The organism is Curtobacterium sp. AC273 (genome assembly GCF_979253735.1).
Genome location: NZ_CEEDDU010000001.1, coordinates 164,773 through 184,595, shown reverse-complemented (window position 1 = coordinate 184,595; position 19,823 = coordinate 164,773). Strand labels below are relative to the sequence as shown.

The following is a 19,823-nucleotide window of genomic DNA, read 5'->3' as shown; positions in this document are numbered from 1 at the left end:
AGCCAGCGTACCGAGCACCGGGTGGGAGACCGGCCACGCATCGCAGGAACGACGAAGCCCGGGACCCGCGGTCGAGCGCGGTTCCCGGGCGTCGTCAGCACTCAGACCGTGTCGTTCCCGTCGCGTCGGCGTCGCGCCCGGAGCAGGAGCAGGACGAGTCCGGCGAGGAGCAGGGCGATGCCGCTGGCCGCGACCGTCCCCACCTCGGCACCCGTGAACGCGAGCGCCTCTCGTTCGACGGTGACGTGGATCGTCGCCGACCCCGGCGCACCGGCGCTGTCCAGCACGCGGTACTCGACCGCCGGGACGGCACCGGTGAAGCCGTTCGCCGGTGTGAACCGGACCCGGCCGTCCTGCCGGACCTCGAAGGTCCCTTCCGCCATCGCCAGACGGTCCACAGCGACACCGTCGTGACCGACGAGCCGCAGGGTGGTGGGGTCGATCGCGGATCCGTGGTCGACACCCGGGCGGTCGTTCTCCGCCGGCGCGAAGGTCACCGGGGTCTCGAACCCGGTCGTCACGGTGTCGTCGGCAGCACGGGGGCCCACCGCGTGCACCTCGACCGTGATCGACGAGGACGAGACCTGACCGGCGTGGGTGCGGATCGTGTAGTCGATCGGCTCGATCACACCCACGAAGGACGCCACCGGCGCGAACCCGATCGTGCCGTCCTCCTCGACCGTGAAGGTCCCGGCGTCGGTCGTGACCGAGCGCGCGGGCTGGGCCTCGGCACCGTGCGGTGCGACGCCGAGCGTGGCCAGGTCCCACCCGGACGGGTCCGCGTGGTCGTTCGCGAGCACGTCGAACCGCACGGGCTCGGACTGGAGGGTCGTGACGGTGTCTGCCTCCGCCACCGGAGGCACCGCAGCCACCTGGATGCTCGCCGTGGAGCCGACGCGCTGACCGGCGCGGGTCTCAGCCGTGTAGTCGACGGCGGTGGTCGTCCCGATGAAGGTGTCCATCGGGGTGAAGGTCAGACCGTGCTCGGACGCCGTCCAACGGCCCTGGTGCGGCACGTCGAGCGAGCGCCCGTCGTCGCTCAGGTCCGCGCCCTCGATCTGACCGGCCCCCAGGCGCAGGGTCGACGTGTCGAAACCGGACGGGTCGGCCGTGTCGTTGCCGAGGACGTCGAGCGAGACCGGATCCGCCTGGCGGGTGTGTGCCTCGTCCGGCGATGCGGCGACCGGTGCGGCTTCCACCGCCACGGTGACGGCTGCCCGGACCTGCTGACCGGCGTGCGTCTCGACCGAGTAGTCGACACCCTTCGCGTCACCGATCAGCGTGGCCTCCGGCGCGAACTCGATGCCGTCGTCGACGACGCGGTACACGCCGTCGCCCGGTACCTCGAGCGTCCGACCGTCGTCGGAGACCGTGCCCGCACCGTGGAGTCGCAGTGTCGAAGCGTCGAAGCCGGACGGGTCCGCGCTGTCGTTCGCCAGGACGTCGAGGCGGGCGGGTTCGGCCTGCACGGTGGTCGCTGCGTCGTCCACAGCGCTCACCGGCGCCGCGTCGACGACGACCGACGCCGTGCCCGTCACCTGCTGCCCGGCGTTGGTCCGCGCTGCGTACGTCACCGATGGCGTGGTCCCGATGAAGGTGACGGCCGGCTCGAACGCGAGTCCGCCGCTGGCAGTCACCGTCCACCGCCCGACGCCGTCCTGCACGAGGGCACCGGACTCGTCCGCATCCGCGAGCCGCACCGAGCCGGCGTCGAACCCGGACGGGTCGGCCGTGTCGTTCGCGAGCACGTCGATCTCGGTGGCCTGGCCCTGTTCGGTCGAGGCCCGATCAGCGGTGGCGTCGACCGGCTCGGGGGTGACCGTCACGTACACCTCGGCACCGGTCGTCTGTCCGGCCTTGGTGGAGACCTCGTAGTGCACGGGGTCCGCGTTCCCGATGAGCGTCGCGAGCGGCGCGAACCGGACCGCGCCGCCGTCGACGGTCCAGGTGCCCTGGCCCGGGACGGTGACCTCGCCGTTCGCGGAGACGGCGCCGGATGCGCCCGACGACAGGACGATCGTCGCAGGGTCGAACCCGGACGGGTCGGCGTCGTCGTTCGCGAGGACGTCGATCGAGACCGGCGCCGCCTGCTTCGTCGTCGCGTCGTCGTCCGACGCGGAGACGGCCCCAGCAGCGACGACGACGGTCAGCTTCGCCGAGACGCTCTGTCCGGCCTTCGTGGTGGCGGTGTACGACACCGCCTGCGTCGTCCCGATGAACGTGTCCACCGGCACGAACCGGATCGACCCGTCGTCGGTCACGGAGTACTCGCCCTGGCCGGCGACGTCGAGCGTGCCGTCGGCCGCGGCGCCGTCGAGCCGGACGGAGTCCGCGTCGAACCCGGAGGCGTCCGCGCTGTCGTTCCCGACGACGTCGACCGTGACCGGCTTGCCCTGCTCGGTCGTACCGCGGTCGTCCGCCGCCGAGACCGAACCGGCGCTCACGACCACGGAGAACGCGGCGCTCACGTGCTGCCCGGCCTTCGTGGCGATGCCGTAGGTCACCGGAGCGGTCGTGCCGATGAAGGTCGCGACCGGGGTGAAGCGGACAGTCCCGTCGGCGTCGACCTCGTAGCGGCCCTGGCCGGGCACGACGAGCGTCTTGCCGCCGTCGGAGAGCTCCGCGCCCTCGACGTCGGGCTTCTCCAGCTCGAGCGAGCTCCGGTCGAAGCCGGACACGTCCGCACGGTCGTTCGCGAGGACGTCGACCGAGACGGCAGTCGCCTGGGTGGTGGCCCGCTGGTCGTCCGTGGCGCTCACGGCCCCGGGGGTCACGACGATCTGGAGGTCCGCGGCGACGAACTGCCCGGCGTTCGTCTCGGCGGTGTAGCGGATCGCCTTCGCGGTGCCGATGAAGGCGTCCACCGGGGCGAAACGGATGTCCCCGCCGTCGGTGATCGTGTACGTCCCCTGGCCGGCGACGGTCATCGAGTCACCGTTCTTCGAGATCGAGACCTTCTTCTTCTTCTTCGAGTCAGCGGGAACGAACGCCACGGTCTTCCGGTCGAAGCCGGACGGGTCCGCCGTGTCGTTCGCGAGGACGTCGACCGTCGTCGGTGCACCCTGGACGGTCGTGGTCCGGTCATCGGACGCCGCCACCGCCGCGGCCGAGACCTCGACGCGGAGGTCCGCCCTGACGATCTGGCCCGCGTTCGTCCGCGCCGAGTAGCGGACTGCCGTGGTGGTTCCGATGAAGGTCGGGTCCGGGGTGAAGGTCACCGAACCGTCCGCGCGTACCTGGTACGTCCCCTCGCCGGCGACCGTCAGCGTTCGTCCGTCGTCGGCGCCTCCGTCGAGTCGCACGGAGCCGGTGTCGAACCCGGAGGCGTCAGCGCTGTCGTTCGCCAGGACGTCGATCGCCACCGCGGAGGCCTGTGTCGTGGACGCCGAGTCGTTCCCGGCGGAGACCGAACCACCGTCGACGCGGACCTGCAGGAGCGCAGTCGCGGACTGCCCGCCGTTCGACGTCGCCTGGTACGTGACCGGCTTCGCCGTGCCGATGAAGCTCGCGACCGGGGTCACGCTGACCTTGCCGTCCGCGGTGACGCGGTAGGTGCCCTGGCCGGGGACGACGAGCTGCTTGCCGCCGTCGGTGAGCGTTGCGTCGGGCAGCCCCGTCGTGGTGAGCACGAGCGACGACCGGTCGATGCCGGTCCGGTCGATCGTGTCGTTCGCGAGCACGTCAGCGGTCGTCGCCGTCGCCTGCGCGGTCGTCGCCGTGTCGTCGGTCATCCGCGGAGCCTCGAGCCCTGCGCTGATCGACAGTGGCACGACGTTGTTCGCGAGGTCGGTGTCGAGTGCGGAGCCGTCGAGCGTGACCTCGTGGTGGCCCGGGTCGAAGGTGTTCGTGGCGAAGTCCGTCACGGTGGCGACCTGGCCGGTGATCGCGCCGACGGGTGCATCGGCGGCGAGCTTGCCCGTCGCGGTGACGGTGACGGAGCCACCGCCGGGCGCCGTCCAGTCGACGAGCACGTCGGCACCGGTTCCGGAGGCGGTGGTGCACGATGCGCCGTCGTTCGCCTCGCACGACCACGAGACGCCCTCCAGGTGCAGCTCGTCGAGCTTCGCGACGAGCCGGGCGCGCGCGTCGGGTGCGCCACCGATCGCCGCCGGACCGTTGTTGGTCGCGGTCATGCGGACCGTCACGTCGTCACCGGGCACGAGGTCCGTGTCCTTGCCGACGACGGAGGCCGTCATCCCGATGTCGAGCGGCTGGCTCGCGGTGATGTTGCGCACTTCGTGGTACTCAGAACTCGCGCCGGTCGAGGCGGCGAACCCGAGACGGAGCTCGTCGGGGAGGTTCGCGATGTCGATCGACGTGTCGAGGTAGTCCGTCAGGGTGCCGGGCGATGCGCCGAGGGCCTTCTTCCCGGACATGGACAACAGCACGCGAGCCTTCCCGCCGTCACTCGGCAGGACATCGAGCTTCACGTGGCGGTACGGCGCGTTCGCGGGCGTCTTCGCGCGGGACTCGAGGAAGTTCGTCCCCTTGTCGCCGGTCGTGGCGAGTTCCTTGTAGCACCCGGAAGCCGGGCCGCGGAGGGTGATGGCGTTCGGCCGGTCCCTCGTGAAGTTGCCGAACCGGTCGAAACCGACCCCGAGCACGCCGCCCGGCATGCCGGCCGAACAGGCGAACATCGGGCTCCAGTAGCCGAGCGCACCCCCGGTCGGACCGATCCGGTCGAGCGGCACGGAAGCGTCCTGCAGGAAGAAGCTCATGCCGTCGGCGTACCCGTTGTCCGTCGAGTTGAACATGCGCATGTCGAACTCGACGCTGAGGCCCTGCGTTGCTGAGTAGGGCTTGGTGCTGAAGACCGCCCCGGACCGCGAGGTCTGGTTGTCCGTCAGCCGGACCCACTTGCCGGCGGCACCGTTGTCGACGACAGCCGCCTGCTTGGAGTCGGAAGCGATCCGAGACCACCCCCTCCGGCATCGTGGTCCCCGGGGCGACGTCGGCGAACGGGTCCTCGATCGGGAACGGCGGGGTCGCGTGCGCCGGCGAGGCGATCACGACGGCGCCGGCAGCGCCGAGCGCGACAGCGAGCGTCGCCGCAACGGAGCGGCGAGGCATGGGATGGCGGCGGGGGTCATGGAACTCCTCAGGTCAGAGGAGTTCAGAATACCGTATTAAAATATCTATGTCGATATGTCAATGTGGCGGACGCCAGAGCACGATCTGTGTGTTCCGCTGCGGTCGTGCACCAGCCCGGAGGGAGACTGCGGCACCGCTCGCCGTCGCCGCGAACACCCGCGCGCCCGGCCGGTTGATCAGCTGGTCGGCCAACGCCGTCTCGAGCTCCCGCACACGGTCGCGGAGTTCCTTGTTCTCGTTCTCGAGTTCGAGCACGCGCCGGATCCCCTCCAGCGGCACCCCTCGGACCCGAGGCGCGCGATCTCGCGCAGCTGCGCGATGTCGCGCATCGAGTACCGGCGGGACCCGCCGCGGGTCCGCCCGGCACGACCAGGCCGAGCCGGTCGTACTGCCGCAGCGTCTGCGGGTGCATCTCCGCGAGCTCCGCCGCCACCGCGATCGCGAAGACGGGCGAGTTCTCGTCCATGTCGGTCATGGCCAGTTCCTTTCCGTCGTCCGCGTGGATTGCAAACCAGCCTGGAGGCTCGGCGAGCGTCCGTCAGGAAGCCGCGCCGTTCCTCCAGGCTGGGTCTACTGCTGTTCTTCCGTGGTCCTAGCTGCGCGCCTTGGCGAGGAGGTCCTCGCGGGGATCCTCGTCCGGCAGTGCGGCCGCGAGCGCCTCGACGGCCTCGCGTGCCTTGTCGGACAGGTGCGACGGCACCGCGACCTGGACGGTGGCGAGCAGGTCGCCCGTCCCGTTCTTCGTCGTGACGCCGCGACCCTTCACCCGGAGGACGCGACCCGACGGCGTGCCGGGAGCGACCTTCAACTTGACGGGCTCGCCGCCGAGCGTCGGGACCTGGATCGTCGCGCCGAGTGCTGCCTCCACGAACGTCACGGGGACGTCCACGCGGAGGTTCTGCCCGTCGCGCTCGAACACCGGGTGCTTCCGGACGGTGACGGTGACCACGAGGTCGCCGGACTCGCCGCCGTCGGGCGACGGTTCCCCGCGCCCACGGAGCCGGATCTTCTGACCGTCGGCGACGCCCGCGGGGATGCGGACGTTCACCGGACGGCCGTTGCCCTGCGAGAGCTTGACCGTGTCGCCGGCGATCGCGGTGGTGAAGTCGAGCGTCGTCGTCGCGGTGACGTCGCGCCCCTTCGTCGGACCACCGAACCCGCGGTAGCCGCCGGAGGGCTGGCCGAAGCCACCACCCGCGCCGCCACCGAACATCCCGCCGAGGATGTCCTCGAAGCCGCCGGCTCCGCCGCCGCCCTGGCCGAAGCGGACGCGTTGCCCGCCGCCCTGCTGCCCGAACATGCCCCCGAAGACGTCCTCGAAGCCACCGCCCTGGCCTCCGCCGCCCGCCGTGAAGCGAGCGCCGGAGCCCATGGCCCGGACCTGGTCGTACTCCTGGCGCTGCTCCTTGTCGGAGAGCACCGAGTACGCCTCGCTGATCTCCTTGAAGCGGTTCTCGGCCGCAGCGTCGCCCGGGTTGGAGTCCGGGTGGAACTGCCGCGCGAGCTTCCGGTAGGTCTTCTTCAGCTCAGCGTCACTCGCCGTCTTGTCGACGCCGAGGACCTTGTAGAAGTCCTTGTCGAACCAGTCCTGACTGGCCATGAATCCCTACCTCCTCCCTGCGCTCAGGCCGGGACCGCCACCGCGACCTTGGCCGCGCGGAGCACGCGCTCGCCGAGCTTGTAGCCCGGCTCGACGACGTCCGCCACGGTCTGGCCGGTGGCGCCCGGGGTCGGGAGCTGCACGATCGCCTCGTGGATGTTCGGGTCGAAGGCCTCGCCCTTCTCGCCGATCTGCACGAGCTTGAACTTGTCGAAGCCGCCGCGGATCTTCTGGCCGATGACCTGCATGGGGCCCTCGGTCAGATCACCGTGGGCCTCGGCGCGGGTCAGGTCGTCGAGCGCCGGCAGGAGTGCACGCACCACTTCGGCGATGGCGACCTCGCGGTTGGCCTCGCGGTCGCGCTCGACGCGCTTCCGGAAGTTCACCAGTTCGGCCTGCGCACGGAGCATGTCCGCGCGCATCTCGGCGACGAGGTCGCGGTCGGCCGTGGACAGCTTGTCCTCGGCCATCCCGCGAGCCGCATCCGCGAGCAGCGCCTCGTCCTCAGGGGAGAGGTCGTCCGCCGCGTCGGTCAGCACCTCGACGTCGGGGCCCTCGGCCTCGATCAGGTCCTCCGGCTGCTCGGCGTTGGTGGCGTCACCCTCGACCTGGGGCTCGTCCTCGTTGGGGACGTTGTCCTTGGGGTCCGTCATCGTTACTTCTTGTCCTTGTCGTCCTCGTCGTCCACGACCTCGGCGTCGACGATGTCCTCGTCGTCCGCCTGCGCCTGACCGTCGGCGGAGGGCTGCTCGCCACCGGCCGCAGCGCCCGCGTCCTGCTGGGAGTAGATCGCCTGGCCGAGCTTGCCCTGCGACTCGTTGAGCTTGTCGAAGGCCGTCTTCACGGCGTCCTCGTCCTCGCCCGCGAGCGCGGACTTCAGCGCGTCGACGTCGGCCTGCACCTCGGACTTGACGTCCGCGGGGAGCTTCTCGTCGTTCTCCTTGATGAGCTTCTCGATCGAGTAGACGAGCTGCTCAGCCTGGTTGCGACGCTCGTTCGCCTCACGACGGGCCTTGTCCTCGGCGGCGTGCTCCTCGGCTTCGCGGACCATGCGCTCGATGTCCTCCTTCGGCAGCGACGAGCCGCCGGAGATGACCATCGACTGCTCCTTGCCGGTGCCCTTGTCCTTCGCGGACACGTGCACGATGCCGTTGGCGTCGATGTCGAAGGTGACCTCGACCTGCGGGACGCCACGGGGAGCCGGCGCGATGCCGGTGAGCTCGAAGGTGCCGAGCGGCTTGTTGTCGCGGGTGAACTCGCGCTCGCCCTGGAAGACCTGGATCGCGACCGACGGCTGGTTGTCGTCGGCGGTCGTGAAGGTCTCGCTGCGCTTCGTCGGGATCGCGGTGTTGCGGTCGATGAGCTTCGTCATCAGCCCGCCCTTGGTCTCGATGCCGAGCGAGAGCGCGCGTGACGTCGATGAGCAGGACGTCCTTGCGCTCACCCTTCAGCACACCGGCCTGCAGTGCGGCACCGACGGCGACGACCTCGTCCGGGTTGACGCCCTGGTTCGGCGACTTGCCACCGGTCAGCGACTTGACGACCTCGGCCACGGCGGGCATGCGGGTCGAGCCACCGACAAGGACCACGTGCGCGATGTCGTTGACGGACACGCCCGCTTCCTTGATGACGTCGTTGAAGGGCTTCTTCGTGCGGTCGAGCAGGTCGGAGGTCATCTGCTCGAACTGTGCGCGCGAGATGGTCTCGTCGAGGTTCAGCGGGCCCTCGGCGGTGAGCGTCAGGTACGGGAGCTGGATGTTCGCCGACATCTGCGACGACAGCTCCTTCTTGGCCTGCTCAGCCGCTTCCTTCAGGCGCTGCTTGGCGATCTTGTCCGTGGACAGGTCGACGCCGTGCTCGTCCTTGAACTTCTTGATCAGGTAGTCGACGATGCGCTGGTCCCAGTCGTCACCGCCGAGGCGGTTGTCGCCGGAGGTCGCGCGGACCTGGATCGTCGAGAAGTCGTCGTCCTTGCCCACCTCGAGCAGGGAGACGTCGAACGTGCCGCCACCGAGGTCGAAGACCAGGATGAGCTCGTCTTCCTTGCCCTTGTCGAGGCCGTACGCCAGTGCGGCGGCGGTCGGCTCGTTGATGATGCGGAGGACGTTGAGCCCGGCGATCTCACCGGCGTCCTTCGTGGCCTGGCGCTCGGCGTCGTTGAAGTACGCCGGCACGGTGATGACCGCGTCGGTGACGTCTTCACCGAGGTACTGCTCGGCGTCGCGCTTGAGCTTGCCGAGCGTGCGGGCCGAAATCTCCTGCGGCGTGTACTTCTTGCCGTCGATCTCGGTGGTCCAGTCGGTGCCGACGTGGCGCTTGACGCTCGCGATGGTGCGGTCGACGTTGGTGACCGCCTGACGCTTCGCGGTCTCGCCGACCAGGACCTCGCCGTCCTTCGTGAAGGCGACGATCGACGGCGTGGTGCGAAGCCCCTCGGCGTTCGCGATGACGGTGGGCTCGCCACCTTCGAGAACGCTGACGACCGAGTTGGTGGTTCCGAGGTCGATGCCTACTGCACGTCCCATGTGTGGGTGCTCCTTTTGTCGTTGCTGTGATGCTGAAGTCCGCCGGACTTGCGTCCGATGGACTCAACTCTACTCCGGACAGGAGGCGCGTCAACTCAGGGCGGGTGAACTTGCGTCGATCTCACTCAACTCTCAGGCGCGGACCGGGTCGACGACGCGGTGGCCGCGATCGTCGACACGTGATATATTTATATCGACATTTGACATGTCGCCGTGACTGCCTGATCCGCAGGCAGCCCTAGTCGAAGGCAACCTCACCTCCCCATGAAGAAATCCTTGAAGGCCCTGGGCGCTGCGGGCGTCGCGGCGGCCACGCTCGTCTCCGGACTGAGCTTCGGGCCGGCGGCTGTCGCTGCCCCGTCACACAACGACCCTGCAATCGGCACACCCACGAGGGCACTGCCGCTCGCTGCCGCGGGCGATTCGAAGGTCCGTCATTCCGAAGGCGGCGAAGCAGTCGAAGGGTGCCGTCTCGATCCCACTCGTGTTGAAGAACTCATCGGGCCAGTACGTGGGATTCACCCGTCCGAGATATCTCGTTCGGCTACGCCCCGGCGTACGGCTACAGCGCAGTGCCGAAAGCCACGTACGCAGAAGCTGCGGCACAGTCCATCGAACTGACGTTGGGCACCCCGGGATCACCGAAGGCCCCAATCCGAGATGTGAACGCGCCCAAGGCAGATACCTGTCTCTTTGCTGCGCTACAGACCGATGACAGCAGCGCAATCGGCATTTTTGATATCGGAACAACGACAGGTTGTAACTTCACACAGGGCAATCTGAACTGGACAACCGATTCTGACGGGCGTCTCCGCGACAACAAAAATCGCTACTTGACGTATAAGACGGGCTCCGCTTACCCGGGTGGATCGACCCTCTGGGTTCAATCCGCTGGCGGAAGCCCCACGGTAGTCGGACCCGGCTTCCCAGATAGTGGAGTGACGAACGGTGGCATCGCTACCTCCGGTGACGGTTACCCCCTCACCCTCACCGAAGGCGAGGACAAGAACGTCGCGTTCGGTGTCACCACCACGGGGAACATCTCCTCCATCTCGAACAACACGTTCACGCTGACGGCACCGACCGGCGCCGAGGTTCACCTCCGGCACCACGTCCACCACGACGCAGTACTCCGCCGACGGCAGCACCTGGCACAACTCGGCCTACGGCCCCGCAACCGTCTCTGTCCCCTCGGGCGGCAAGACCGCCACCGTCCAGGTCACCACGAACGGCAGCTTCAACATCGAGAAGGAGTACAAGCTCCGCTGGGGCATCCCCCTCACCGCCGTCACCGCCGGCACCGGCGACATGACCTTCACCGGCACCGGCACCACCAACAACGGCACCTTCACCGCCTCCGGCAGCTCCCGAGTCACCGTGAACGCCGACACCAGCGCCTCGGCGGCTCCGACCGACGTCAAGGGTGAGTTCCTCACCAACGTCACCGACAAGGCCAAGCTCTCCGGCAAGGGCGTCAACGACTCCACCATCACCATCAAGCAGGGCACCACCACACTCGGCACCACCACCGTCAAGAACGGCACCTGGAGCTACAACCCCGTCGCCCCCGGCACCGGCAACCGCCAGTTCACCGTCACCCAGAAGACCGGCAACCGCCCCGTCTCCGCCGGCGTGAACGTCTCGCTCGACTACGGCCGCGCCGTCGACATCACCTCCCCGGCCAACAACGCCGACCTGCCCACCGAGAAGTTCGACCTCAAGGTCGACACCCAGACGGGCGCGAAGCTCGTCGTCAAGGACGGCACCACCCAGATCGCCACCGCCACCGCCACCGGCGCCACCGCGACGATCTCCATCCCGGCGCTGTCCGCAGGCTCGCACACGCTCAACGTGTCCCAGGTCTCCAAGGGCAACCTCACCACCACCGACGCCGTGACGGTCAAGATCGCCAAGCCCGTCTCCAACGGCGGCTTCAACACCGCCGGCGACGGCTACCCGAGCGAGCTCAAGGTCGGTGAGACCAAGGACGTGCGCTGGGGTGTCACCAGCAACGCCGCGGTGAACGACCTCGACAACGGACGCTTCACGCATCACCGCTCCGACCGGGACCCGTTTCGTCGCGGACACCGACTCGCTCCAGGCCGAGGTACTCGGCCGACGGCACCAACTGGGCGAACTCCTCCAGCGTCACGGCCTCCTCGACGGTCGCGGACGACGGCAAGACCATGGAGGTGTCGGTCGACAGCGGCACGTACTTCAACTTGCGCGACGGCGGCAAGCTCCGCTGGGTCACACCGCTCACCGGAGTCACCGCGGGTACCAACGACCTGTCCTTCTCGGGCACGGGTTCCACCAACCACGGCAACTTCGGGGTCTCGGGCTCGTCCCGGATCACGGTTGCCGAGGACACCAGCGCCTCGGCTGCCCCGACCGACGTCTCGGCCAAGTTCGAGTCGGCCGTGACCGACAAGGCCACGATCTCCGGCAACGGCGTCACCGGCTCGACGATCACCATCACCTCGGGCGGCACGTCTGAGGACGTGGAGGTCGTCGACGGCAAGTGGTCCTACCGTCCGGTTGCTCCGGGTGCGGGTGAGCGCGAGTTCACGGTCACGCAGAAGACCGGCAACCGCCCCGTCTCCGACGCGGTGAAGGTCTCGCTCGACTACGGCCGCGCGGTGGACGTCACGTCCCCGCCGACAACGCCGAGCTGCCCGCCGGCGGGTTCGACCTGGACGTCGACACGCAGCAGGACGCACAGCTCGTCGTCAAGGACGGCACCACCGAGGTCGCCACGGCGACCGCCACCGGCGCCACCGCCTCCGTGCAGATCCCCGCGCTGTCGGCCGGCTCGCACGAGCTGACCGTCTCGCAGGTCTCCAAGGGCAACCTGACCACGACCGACAAGGTCACGGTCACGATCGGCGAGGACAACACCAAGCCGGGCGCCCCGACCGCTGAGGGCTACTTCCCCGAGGACGTCGCCCAGTGGGCGAGCGTCACGGGCACGGGTACCGTCGGCGCGACCGTGGTCGTGGTCGACGGCACGGGCACGGAGATCGGTCGCACGACCATCACCGCGGCCGACGGCTCGTACAACATCCCGGTCGACCCGAACTCGGTCGGCTACGGCGTGGTCTCCCTGAACGTCACGCAGAGCGTCGACGGCCAGGCCTCGGACCCCGTCTCGGTGGCGCTGGACTACGGCCAGAACACCCCGGCGTTCACCTCGCCGACGAACGGTGACACCGTCGCGAACAAGGACCTCACCTTCACGGGGACCGGGAACGCCGGCGGCAAGGTCCAGGTCAACGGCACCGACCTCACCGACGCCACGGCGATCGGTTCCTCGGACGTCACCGGCGCGGACGACTCGTGGTCGGTGTCCAACCAGGACCTGACGCTGCAGAACGGCCCGTACCAGCTCTGGGCGAACCAGCGCACCAAGGGCGGGAAGATCGAGTTCACCGGCATCAACGTGCAGGTCGTCGACGCGAAGCCCGCTGCCCCGACCGTGCAGGGCTACTTCCCGCAGAACGTGTCCGAGTGGGCTGGTATCGCCGGTACCGCGACGGTCGGCTCCACGGTCATCGCCCGTGACGCCGACGGCAACGAGATCGGTCGCACCGAGGTCACGGACCCCAAGGGCACGTACAACATCGGCATCAACCCGGGCAAGGTCGGCTACGGCGTGGTGAAGCTCACCGTCACCCAGACGGTCGGGGCCGCAACCTCGGACGGTGTCGACGTGGATCTCGACTACGGCCAGAACACGCCGGAGATCACCTCGCCGATCACCGGTGCCACCGTGCCGAACAAGGGCCTGACCCTGACCGGCAAGGGCAACCCGGGCGGCGAGCTCGAGGTCAACGGCACCGACTTCACCGACGCCACCCGCCTGGGTACGGCGAGCCTCGGTGCGGGCACGGACTGGACGGTCAGCAACAACGAGCTGAAGCTGCCGAACGGCAACTACCAGCTCTGGGCGAACCAGCGCACCAAGGGCGGCAAGATCGAGTTCACCGGCATCGGCGTGAACGTCGCTCCGGTCGAAGCCGGCGGCACCGACCGCCGAGGGCTACTTCCCGCAGGACATCGCGCAGTGGGCCGGCATCACCGGTCTCGGCGCCCCGAACGCAACCGTCACCGCGACGGACGCCGCGGGGAACGTCATCGGCGAGGCGGTCGCGGGGACGAACGGTTCGTACAACATCGGCATCGACCCGACCAAGGTCGGCTACGGCGTGGTGCAGCTCACCGTGTCGCAGCAGTCCGACGGGGTCGTCTCCGACGGCATCGACGTGGACCTGGACTACGGGCAGAACACCCCGGCGTTCACGACCCCGACCGACAACGCGACCGTCCCGAACAAGGGCCTGAACTTCGCCGGTACCGGTAACCCGGGCGGCCACGTGCAGGTCAACGGCACCGACATGACGAACGCCACGGCGATCGGATCCTCGGCAGTGTCCGGTGCGGACAACACCTGGTCGGTCTCGAACGACACGCTGACCCTGCCGGTCGGCGGTGCCTACCAGCTCTGGGCCAACCAGCGCACCAAGGGCGGCAAGATCGAATTCACCGGCATCAACATCCACACCGAGGTCGCCAAGCCCGCCGCTCCGACCGCGAAGGGCAACTTCGCGGAGAACGACCAGGAATGGGCGTGGATCGACGGAACGGCGACCAAGGGCGCCACGGTCACCGTCAAGGACGACCAGGGCAACGAGATCGGCAGCGGAGTCGTCGACCAGAACAGCGGCTACTACCGCATCGCGGTCGACCCGACGAAGGTCGGCATGGGCACGGTGAACCTCGCCGTCACCCAGACCATCGACGGCGTGGAGTCCGCGAGCGTCCCCGTGTCGCTCGACTACGGCACGGCTGCTCCGATCGCGATCACCTCGCCGACGAACGGCTCCACGATCGGCGGCGGCTCGCGCGCTGACGATCTCGGGCACGGGTGCCGACGGCGCGACCGTCTCGGTCTCCGGTGTCGACCCGAGCAACCCGGCCAGCGCCACGGCGTTCGGTACGCCGACGGTGACGGACGGCAACTGGTCGGTCACCCCGACGCTGGACCTGCCGGCCGGGAACTTCCAGTTCTGGGCGCACCAGTTCAGCAAGGGCGGCAAGTACACCAACTCCGCCGTCAACACGGTGATCACCCGCTGATCACCCGTGTGACGGTCGAATCCGCCTGACACCGCATCGGCGGGGCGTTTCCTGAGGAAGCGCCCCGCCTTTGCATTTCACCTGTTAGTATATGAATATCAACCATCCCGAAAGGACTCCCATGCTCTCCCGACGCCTCTCCGCCGCCGCCATCGCCGTGCCGCCGCCGTCGCCGTCCTCGCGGGCTGCTCCGCGGGTAGCACGAACGACCACGCCTCCGAGACCACGAAGCCGGCCCCGAAGTCGACGCCCACCACGAACCCGACGTCGGAGATCACTCCGCCGCCGCTCAAGCAGGCCTCGGTCGAGTGCACGGACGGCACCGCCACGATCGCCGACCTCAACAACAAGGAGGTCACCGTCGCGGACTGCGCCACCGTGATCGTCACCACGTCGAACGCGCTCATCCACCTCGGAGCAGTCGACGACCTGACCGTCAAGGGCGCGATCAACGGGATCGAGGTCAAGTCGCTCAAGAAGGTCGTGATCACCGGCGACGGCAACCGCCGTCTCCACGCCGGACAAGCCGAAGGTCACCGACAAGGGCAAGTCGAACACCGTCAACCACTGACACCGCCCGCACGAGAACGGATGACGATGCGCGTTCGAACCCCGGCCGCCGACTGGACGGACACCCGTTCCCTCGGGTCCGCCGCCACCAGGGCGCCCTCGTCACCGCGATGACCAGCTGGAGCCGGTTCCTGCTCCAGCTGGTCACCCTCGTGGTCGTCGCGCGGCTCATCGGCCCGTCCGAGTACGGCGCCGCTGCCACGGCCCTCGTCGCCGTCACCGGAGCGGAGCTCGTCCGCTCCGGTGGCGTCACCTGGCTGATCGCCCGCGCCCCGGCTTGTCCGGCGCGAGCGCCAGCACCCTGCACTGGATCAGCGTCGGTGCGGGCTGCGCGATCGCCCTCGCCCTCCTCACGGCCGCGCCGTTCGTCGCGGCGGATCTGCTGCCCGCGGGCGCACTGGCGTTCCCGGCGCTCGCCCTCGTCTTCGTCCTCGCCGGCATCGGTGCCGTCCCGACGGCATTGCTCGGCCGGAACCTCCGCCTGCTGCCGATCGGTCTCGGCGAGGTCACCGCAGCCGCGGTCTCCTGCGCCGCGGCGATCACCGCAGCGCTCCTGGGCGCGGGCTCCATCCTGATCCTGCAGGCGGTCGTGGCACGCAGCCGTGCTCTGCGGCATCGTCCTCGTCGTCACACCGTGGCGCCCCAGCCGCCCCGCACCGCTCCGCGCGGTGCGGGGCGAGCTCGCGTTCGCCGGCAGCGCGACCTGTCGCAGGGCCTCGAGTGGGTGTCCCGCAGCGTCGACCGGGTCGTCGTCACGGCGCTGTTCGGCACCGCGGCCTCCGGCCTCTACGTGCAGGCCGCGCAGCTCTCGACGCTGCCGGTCGAACAGGTGAACAGGCCGCTGCGTCGCGCAGCCGTCCCCGCGCTCGGCCGCCTCGTCGGCGACCCCGCACGCTTCCGCCCCGCGTACCGCTCCGTGCTCACACTGTCGTGCGCGGTGCTGTGGCCGGTGTTCGCCGTCCTGATCGTCCTCGCCGAACCCGTCGTCGTGACGCTGTTCGGTTCCGGTGGCTCGCCACCGCGCCGATCTTCCGCGCGATGGCTCCGCTCGCGATGGCCACGGTCGTCACCGGCGTCACGACCTTCGTCGCGCTCGCGCACGGCCTGGCGAACCGCCAGACCCTGTGAAGTGCGCCGTCCTCCGGCCCGTCACGATCGCCGGCTTCGCCGTCGGAGCTGATCTGGGGTGTGACGGGAGTCGCCGCCGGGTACTCCGTCTCGACCGCCCTGCTCGTGGTGCCCGGGTTCCTCTTCATCGCCAAGCGCGCTGACCTCGGTCTCGAGACCTCCTCGCGCCGCTGACGGCCCCGGCGACGGTCGCAGTCACGTGCGCTGCCACGGCCGCGGTCGTCCAGGCCGTCGCCAGCACGTCACCGCTGCTCACCGTGGTGGTCGCCGGCGGCGCTTCCGCGGTCGTGTGGCTCGCGGGCCTCGCCGCGTTCCCGTCGACGCGTCACCTGCTCCTGCGTCTGCGCGCTGTCGTCCCGGCTCGTCGCGCCGTCGCGACGGTACCGGTCCCCCAGGACTGAACGACGCTCCGGACGCGACGACGGACTGGAGGCGCGGTGCGAGTCGGGAACCGCACCGCGCCTCCAGTCCGTGGTCGCATCTGCCCGACCAGCGCCGTCTCGACGTCGGCGACGATCCGGCCGAGGTCGTACCGCGCGGCGGTGCGACGCGCGGCGATCGCCATCCTGCTGCGCTCGACGGGGTCGGCGGCGAGGCGCAGCATCTCGGTGGCCATCGCATCGACGTCCCCAGCGGGGACGAGCAGTCCGTCGACTCCGTGCTCGATGATCTCCCCGGGCCCGCCGGCGTCGCTCGCGATGACGGGGCGGCCGGCAACCATCGCCTCGATCACGACCTGTCCGAAGCCCTCGGGCAGCACGCTGGCGTGCACCGCGACCGTGCAGCGGTCGAACTCGGCCGCGGCGTCGTCGACGTGCCCGACGAAGACCACGGCCGCGCCGAGGCCGAGGGCGTCGACGAGTTCCCGCAGGGACGCGGCGAACGCGACGTCACGATCGAAGAGCGCACCGCCGACGAGCCGCAGACGAGCGTTCGGATCGAGACCGCGCTGCCGGGCCACGTGCGAAGGCGCGGACGGCGACGTCCTGACCCTTGAACGCGGAGAGTCGTCCGACGACGGTGAACACGGGGCACGACGGGGCCGGGAGGACGGTCTCCGGGAGGGTGACCGGACAGCCGATGACGATCGCGTCGCGACCACGACGACCACCGACGGAGTCGCCGTCGCACGGGAGTTCGCGATCACGCGGTGCGGCAGGAGCCGCACGACCGCCCGCAGGAACAGCGCGTTGCCGCGGCGGACGTCCGCGGTGCCGATCACCCCGTGGAGGTGCGCGCTGACCGGGAGACGTGCGAGGCGACCGGCGAGCGCACCGTAGACGTGCGCCTTCGCGGAGTGCGTCGCGACGACGTCCACCCCGCGATCGGAGAACAGCCGTGCGAGCCGGCGAGCGACGGCGACGACGCTGGCGACCTTACCGAGCGCTGCCCTTCCTGCTCCGGTCGTCGCGGTGTGCTGCTGCACGGCCGTGGCGAGCGGCACCACCATCGCAGTCGACTCCGAGGTCCGCGAGGGCCTGTTCGAGCGGGCCGTGCTCGCCGAGCACCACCAGCGGCCAGGACGCGCTGCATCGCGCTGGTGACCCGCAGCAGGAAGATCTCGCCGCCGGACATCTTCGCGGAGTGCGTGACGAACGCGACGACCGGCACCCGGCCGGTGGTGCCGTTCGTGCTCGTCACAGCGACATCCACGCCGACACCTCGGTGTCGAAGCGTGCCGGCGCGAAGACGTCCGCGCCCGCTCGACAGTGATCCGGGTCGAGGCGGGCAGCGGTGTCCACCGCCGCGCGGAGGGTGGACGGTTCGAAGTCGGGGAGCCGCACACCCGCCCGTTCGGTCACCGTCTCACGGGTGCCACCGGTGTCCGCGACGAGCACCGGCGTGCCGACGGCCATCGCCTCGACGGGGATGATCCAGAAGCTCCTCGACCGCCGGGAAGACGAAGACGCTGGCGCGCTCGAGCAGGCAGGCGAGGAGCGCGTCGGACGGCGCGATGACGATCCGCACGTCGGCCGAGGACTCGACCGCCAGCGCTCGGAGCCGAGCCTCGTCCGGGCCGGATCCGGCGATGACGACCGGGCGACCGGAGGCCTCGCCTGCCGCGATGGCGACCTCGAGGCGCTTGTACGGCACGAACCTCGACGCGCTGAGCACGAACCCGTCCGGCATGGACTCGAGGAGGTGCCGGTCGCGGGTGTCGAGCGCATCGACCTCACGGACCGCGGTCCGGACCCGCTCGACGTCGACCGGGGGAGCGATGACGGCGGAGTCGACGCCCCAGGTGCGCGCGACGCGCTCGCGGACGAACTCGCTCACCACCGCCAGGTTCCGCAGGCCGGCGGCGTTGCGACGGTCGATGCCGCCCCCCCCCCCCCCCCCCCCGGAAGAACAGTGCGACGGCTCGCACGGCTGCCGACTGGCCGCGCTCGTCGAGCTCGGGGGTCAGAGGTACCGTGCCGGCGTGTAGGCGTAGGTGAACTGTCGCTCGGGTGCGACACCCTTCACCCGGGCGTGGTGCGCGAACAGGTGCGAACTGACGAGTGCCCAGTCGTACGTGCCGACACGCGCGATGTCGTGACGCCACACGGCGGGCATCACCGGCAGTGACGCGGCCTTCCGCCCGCGGAGCGGCGTCCGCGCGAGCCGGCTCTCGTGGACCCGCCCGTCGCGGTAGCGGTCGGGGTGGTCGTTCCAGAGGCAGAAGAGATCGGCCTCCGGGTGGAGCGCGGCGAACGCGTCGACGACCCGCTCGGCGCCACCGATGCGCTCGATCCACTCGTGGACGATGAGGCCTTCGTGGTCATCGGGTGCCTCCGGGTGCAGCGTCAGGGGTGGTCAGGTCGACGAGGACGGGCACGATGACCGACAGTGCGTCGTCGATGCGTTCGACCATCGAGCGGAAGTCCTCGGGGCCACCGACGACGGGGTCGGCGACGTCGTCCACTGCGCTGCCGGTGCTCATCCGCAGGCGGTGCCGCGCGATCACCTGCTGCAGGTCGGCCCCGGGCGAAGTGTCCCCTCGGCCAGGACGGCACGGGCCAAGCGTTCGAGCTCGACGAGGGTGAAGGTACGGCGGAGCGAGGTTCGGCGCGGCGTCGAGCACATCAGCGCGGTGCGACCGTTCCATCGTCGACGACGGTCTTGCGCACGGAGGGAGGGCGGGCGGTGATCCGGTGACGGGCGCGGTGCTGTTCGAGCTCGTCGGCACCGACCGGATGCGGGACGAAGGGGACGGAGGAGTGCGTGCGCGCTCGCACCGACCGGAGCGGTGCGGCTCCTGCGCTCGTGACATGGAGGGACGGGGAGCCCCGCTCGCCCGCCAGCGTTCGCGGAACGCCACCATGGCGCACGGCGAGGCGGCGAGGCGTTCCCCTCGCAGACGAAGAGCACGGTCGAGAGGCATCGTGCTCGTGCGGCGGACCCGCCTTCCGAGGCTCGGCGACGCGCGGCGCGGACTCTCGCTGGCCGGGGTCTTCTGCTCGTGCGCGTAGTACATCGACGGGCGGCGCTGCGCGGTGACCCTGATTCGCGACGACGCCGAGCACCCGGAGGTCGAGGGCATGCAGGGTCTCGAACGCGTGCTGCACCTCGCCGTTGGTCACACTGGCCGTCGACGGGGCTGACGAAGAGCACGCCGGACGCGTGTCCTTGCCAGCACGGTCGAGGTCCGTCACCGGCAGGACCGGCGGCGCGTCGATGATGACGTAGTCGTAGTCGACGGCGACGGTCTCCATCATCAGCGCCATGCCGCGCGAGGCCGAGGAGTTCGCTCAGGTTCGGCGGGACCCGGCCGGCGGAGAGCACGTGGAGCC

At 69.9% G+C, this 19,823-nt stretch carries 15 protein-coding genes and 4 pseudogenes; 8 read left to right on the top strand and 11 right to left on the bottom strand.

What is annotated here, in order from left to right:
* Nucleotides 1-101: 101 nt before the first annotated feature.
* The 5 genes and pseudogenes from ACZ8AI_RS01115 to dnaK all read right to left on the bottom strand — a co-directional run bounded on the left by ACZ8AI_RS01115 (nt 102) and on the right by dnaK (nt 9,216).
* On the bottom strand, nt 102-4,754 hold the full coding sequence (locus ACZ8AI_RS01115) for an Ig-like domain-containing protein (RefSeq protein WP_464855840.1): 4,653 nt from the start codon (nt 4,752-4,754) through the stop codon (nt 102-104).
* Between the two features lie 394 nt (nt 4,755-5,148).
* A pseudogene (locus tag ACZ8AI_RS01110) lies at nt 5,149-5,557 on the bottom strand (heat shock protein transcriptional repressor HspR).
* Between the two features lie 126 nt (nt 5,558-5,683).
* Entirely contained in the window at nt 5,684-6,691 is a 1,008-nt protein-coding gene (locus ACZ8AI_RS01105; protein WP_464855838.1) for a DnaJ C-terminal domain-containing protein, read from the bottom strand.
* A gap of 23 nt (nt 6,692-6,714) precedes the next feature.
* Nucleotides 6,715-7,344, bottom strand: coding sequence for a nucleotide exchange factor GrpE (locus tag ACZ8AI_RS01100; protein WP_464855836.1), 630 nt, complete (start codon nt 7,342-7,344; stop codon nt 6,715-6,717).
* Nucleotides 7,345-7,346: 2 nt separating this feature from the next.
* Nucleotides 7,347-9,216 (bottom strand): annotated as a pseudogene (dnaK, locus tag ACZ8AI_RS01095) (molecular chaperone DnaK).
* A 938-nt stretch (nt 9,217-10,154) separates the two neighbouring features.
* Here dnaK and ACZ8AI_RS01090 point away from each other — a divergent pair.
* The 8 genes and pseudogenes from ACZ8AI_RS01090 (at nt 10,155) to ACZ8AI_RS01055 (ending at nt 16,102) form a co-directional block, all read left to right on the top strand.
* A complete protein-coding gene (locus ACZ8AI_RS01090; protein WP_464855834.1) occupies nt 10,155-10,643 on the top strand; it encodes a hypothetical protein in 489 nt (162 codons plus the stop codon).
* Nucleotides 10,525-11,640, top strand: coding sequence for a hypothetical protein (locus tag ACZ8AI_RS01085; RefSeq protein ID WP_464855832.1), 1,116 nt, complete (start codon nt 10,525-10,527; stop codon nt 11,638-11,640). Before ACZ8AI_RS01090 ends, ACZ8AI_RS01085 begins: the two co-directional genes overlap by 119 nt.
* Nucleotides 11,637-12,041: a hypothetical protein gene (locus ACZ8AI_RS01080; protein ID WP_464855830.1), complete on the top strand. Its 405-nt coding sequence runs from the start codon at nt 11,637-11,639 to the stop codon at nt 12,039-12,041. Before ACZ8AI_RS01085 ends, ACZ8AI_RS01080 begins: the two co-directional genes overlap by 4 nt.
* Nucleotides 12,002-12,358: pseudogene (locus ACZ8AI_RS01075) on the top strand (Ig-like domain-containing protein); the annotation flags it as partial. The gene ACZ8AI_RS01080 and the pseudogene ACZ8AI_RS01075, both read left to right, overlap by 40 nt.
* 913 nt (nt 12,359-13,271) lie before the next feature.
* A pseudogene (locus tag ACZ8AI_RS01070) lies at nt 13,272-13,406 on the top strand (Ig-like domain-containing protein); the annotation flags it as partial.
* Nucleotides 13,407-13,478: 72 nt separating this feature from the next.
* Nucleotides 13,479-14,381, top strand: coding sequence for an Ig-like domain-containing protein (locus ACZ8AI_RS01065; RefSeq protein ID WP_464855829.1), 903 nt, complete (start codon nt 13,479-13,481; stop codon nt 14,379-14,381).
* Nucleotides 14,382-14,730: 349 nt separating this feature from the next.
* Nucleotides 14,731-15,036, top strand: a complete 306-nt coding sequence (locus ACZ8AI_RS01060; RefSeq protein WP_464855827.1) for a hypothetical protein — start codon at nt 14,731-14,733, stop codon at nt 15,034-15,036.
* A gap of 163 nt (nt 15,037-15,199) precedes the next feature.
* Entirely contained in the window at nt 15,200-16,102 is a 903-nt protein-coding gene (locus ACZ8AI_RS01055; protein WP_464855825.1) for an oligosaccharide flippase family protein, read from the top strand.
* A gap of 273 nt (nt 16,103-16,375) precedes the next feature.
* Here ACZ8AI_RS01055 and ACZ8AI_RS01050 read toward each other — a convergent pair whose 3' ends face one another.
* From ACZ8AI_RS01050 to ACZ8AI_RS01025, 6 genes are all read right to left on the bottom strand, one after another.
* Nucleotides 16,376-17,494: a glycosyltransferase gene (locus ACZ8AI_RS01050; protein ID WP_464855823.1), complete on the bottom strand. Its 1,119-nt coding sequence runs from the start codon at nt 17,492-17,494 to the stop codon at nt 16,376-16,378.
* A 193-nt stretch (nt 17,495-17,687) separates the two neighbouring features.
* Nucleotides 17,688-17,906 carry a hypothetical protein gene (locus ACZ8AI_RS01045; RefSeq protein WP_464855821.1) on the bottom strand — a complete coding sequence of 73 codons (219 nt, stop codon included), beginning with the start codon at nt 17,904-17,906 and terminating at the stop codon, nt 17,688-17,690.
* Entirely contained in the window at nt 17,857-18,327 is a 471-nt protein-coding gene (locus tag ACZ8AI_RS01040) for a hypothetical protein (RefSeq protein ID WP_464855819.1), read from the bottom strand. Before ACZ8AI_RS01040 ends, ACZ8AI_RS01045 begins: the two co-directional genes overlap by 50 nt.
* Nucleotides 18,328-18,453: 126 nt before the next feature.
* Nucleotides 18,454-18,597: a hypothetical protein gene (locus ACZ8AI_RS01035; RefSeq protein WP_464855817.1), complete on the bottom strand. Its 144-nt coding sequence runs from the start codon at nt 18,595-18,597 to the stop codon at nt 18,454-18,456.
* A gap of 214 nt (nt 18,598-18,811) precedes the next feature.
* Nucleotides 18,812-19,138, bottom strand: a complete 327-nt coding sequence (locus ACZ8AI_RS01030) for a hypothetical protein (protein WP_464855815.1) — start codon at nt 19,136-19,138, stop codon at nt 18,812-18,814.
* Nucleotides 19,116-19,748, bottom strand: coding sequence for a hypothetical protein (locus tag ACZ8AI_RS01025; protein ID WP_464855813.1), 633 nt, complete (start codon nt 19,746-19,748; stop codon nt 19,116-19,118). The genes ACZ8AI_RS01030 and ACZ8AI_RS01025 overlap by 23 nt, the downstream gene beginning before the upstream one ends.
* Nucleotides 19,749-19,823 lie beyond the last annotated feature (75 nt).

Excerpts from the sequence above, each read along its gene's own strand:
- ACZ8AI_RS01115 (WP_464855840.1), bottom strand. The coding sequence starts at position 4,754 with ATGTTCAACTCGACGGACAACGGGTACGCCGACGGCATGAGCTTCTTC.
- ACZ8AI_RS01105 (WP_464855838.1), bottom strand. The coding sequence starts at position 6,691 with ATGGCCAGTCAGGACTGGTTCGACAAGGACTTCTACAAGGTCCTCGGC.
- ACZ8AI_RS01100 (WP_464855836.1), bottom strand. The coding sequence starts at position 7,344 with ATGACGGACCCCAAGGACAACGTCCCCAACGAGGACGAGCCCCAGGTC.
- ACZ8AI_RS01085 (WP_464855832.1), top strand. The coding sequence starts at position 10,525 with ATGACCTTCACCGGCACCGGCACCACCAACAACGGCACCTTCACCGCC.
- ACZ8AI_RS01045 (WP_464855821.1), bottom strand. The coding sequence starts at position 17,906 with ATGGCCGTCGGCACGCCGGTGCTCGTCGCGGACACCGGTGGCACCCGT.
- ACZ8AI_RS01030 (WP_464855815.1), bottom strand. The coding sequence starts at position 19,138 with ATGGAACGGTCGCACCGCGCTGATGTGCTCGACGCCGCGCCGAACCTC.
- ACZ8AI_RS01025 (WP_464855813.1), bottom strand. The coding sequence starts at position 19,748 with ATGATGGAGACCGTCGCCGTCGACTACGACTACGTCATCATCGACGCG.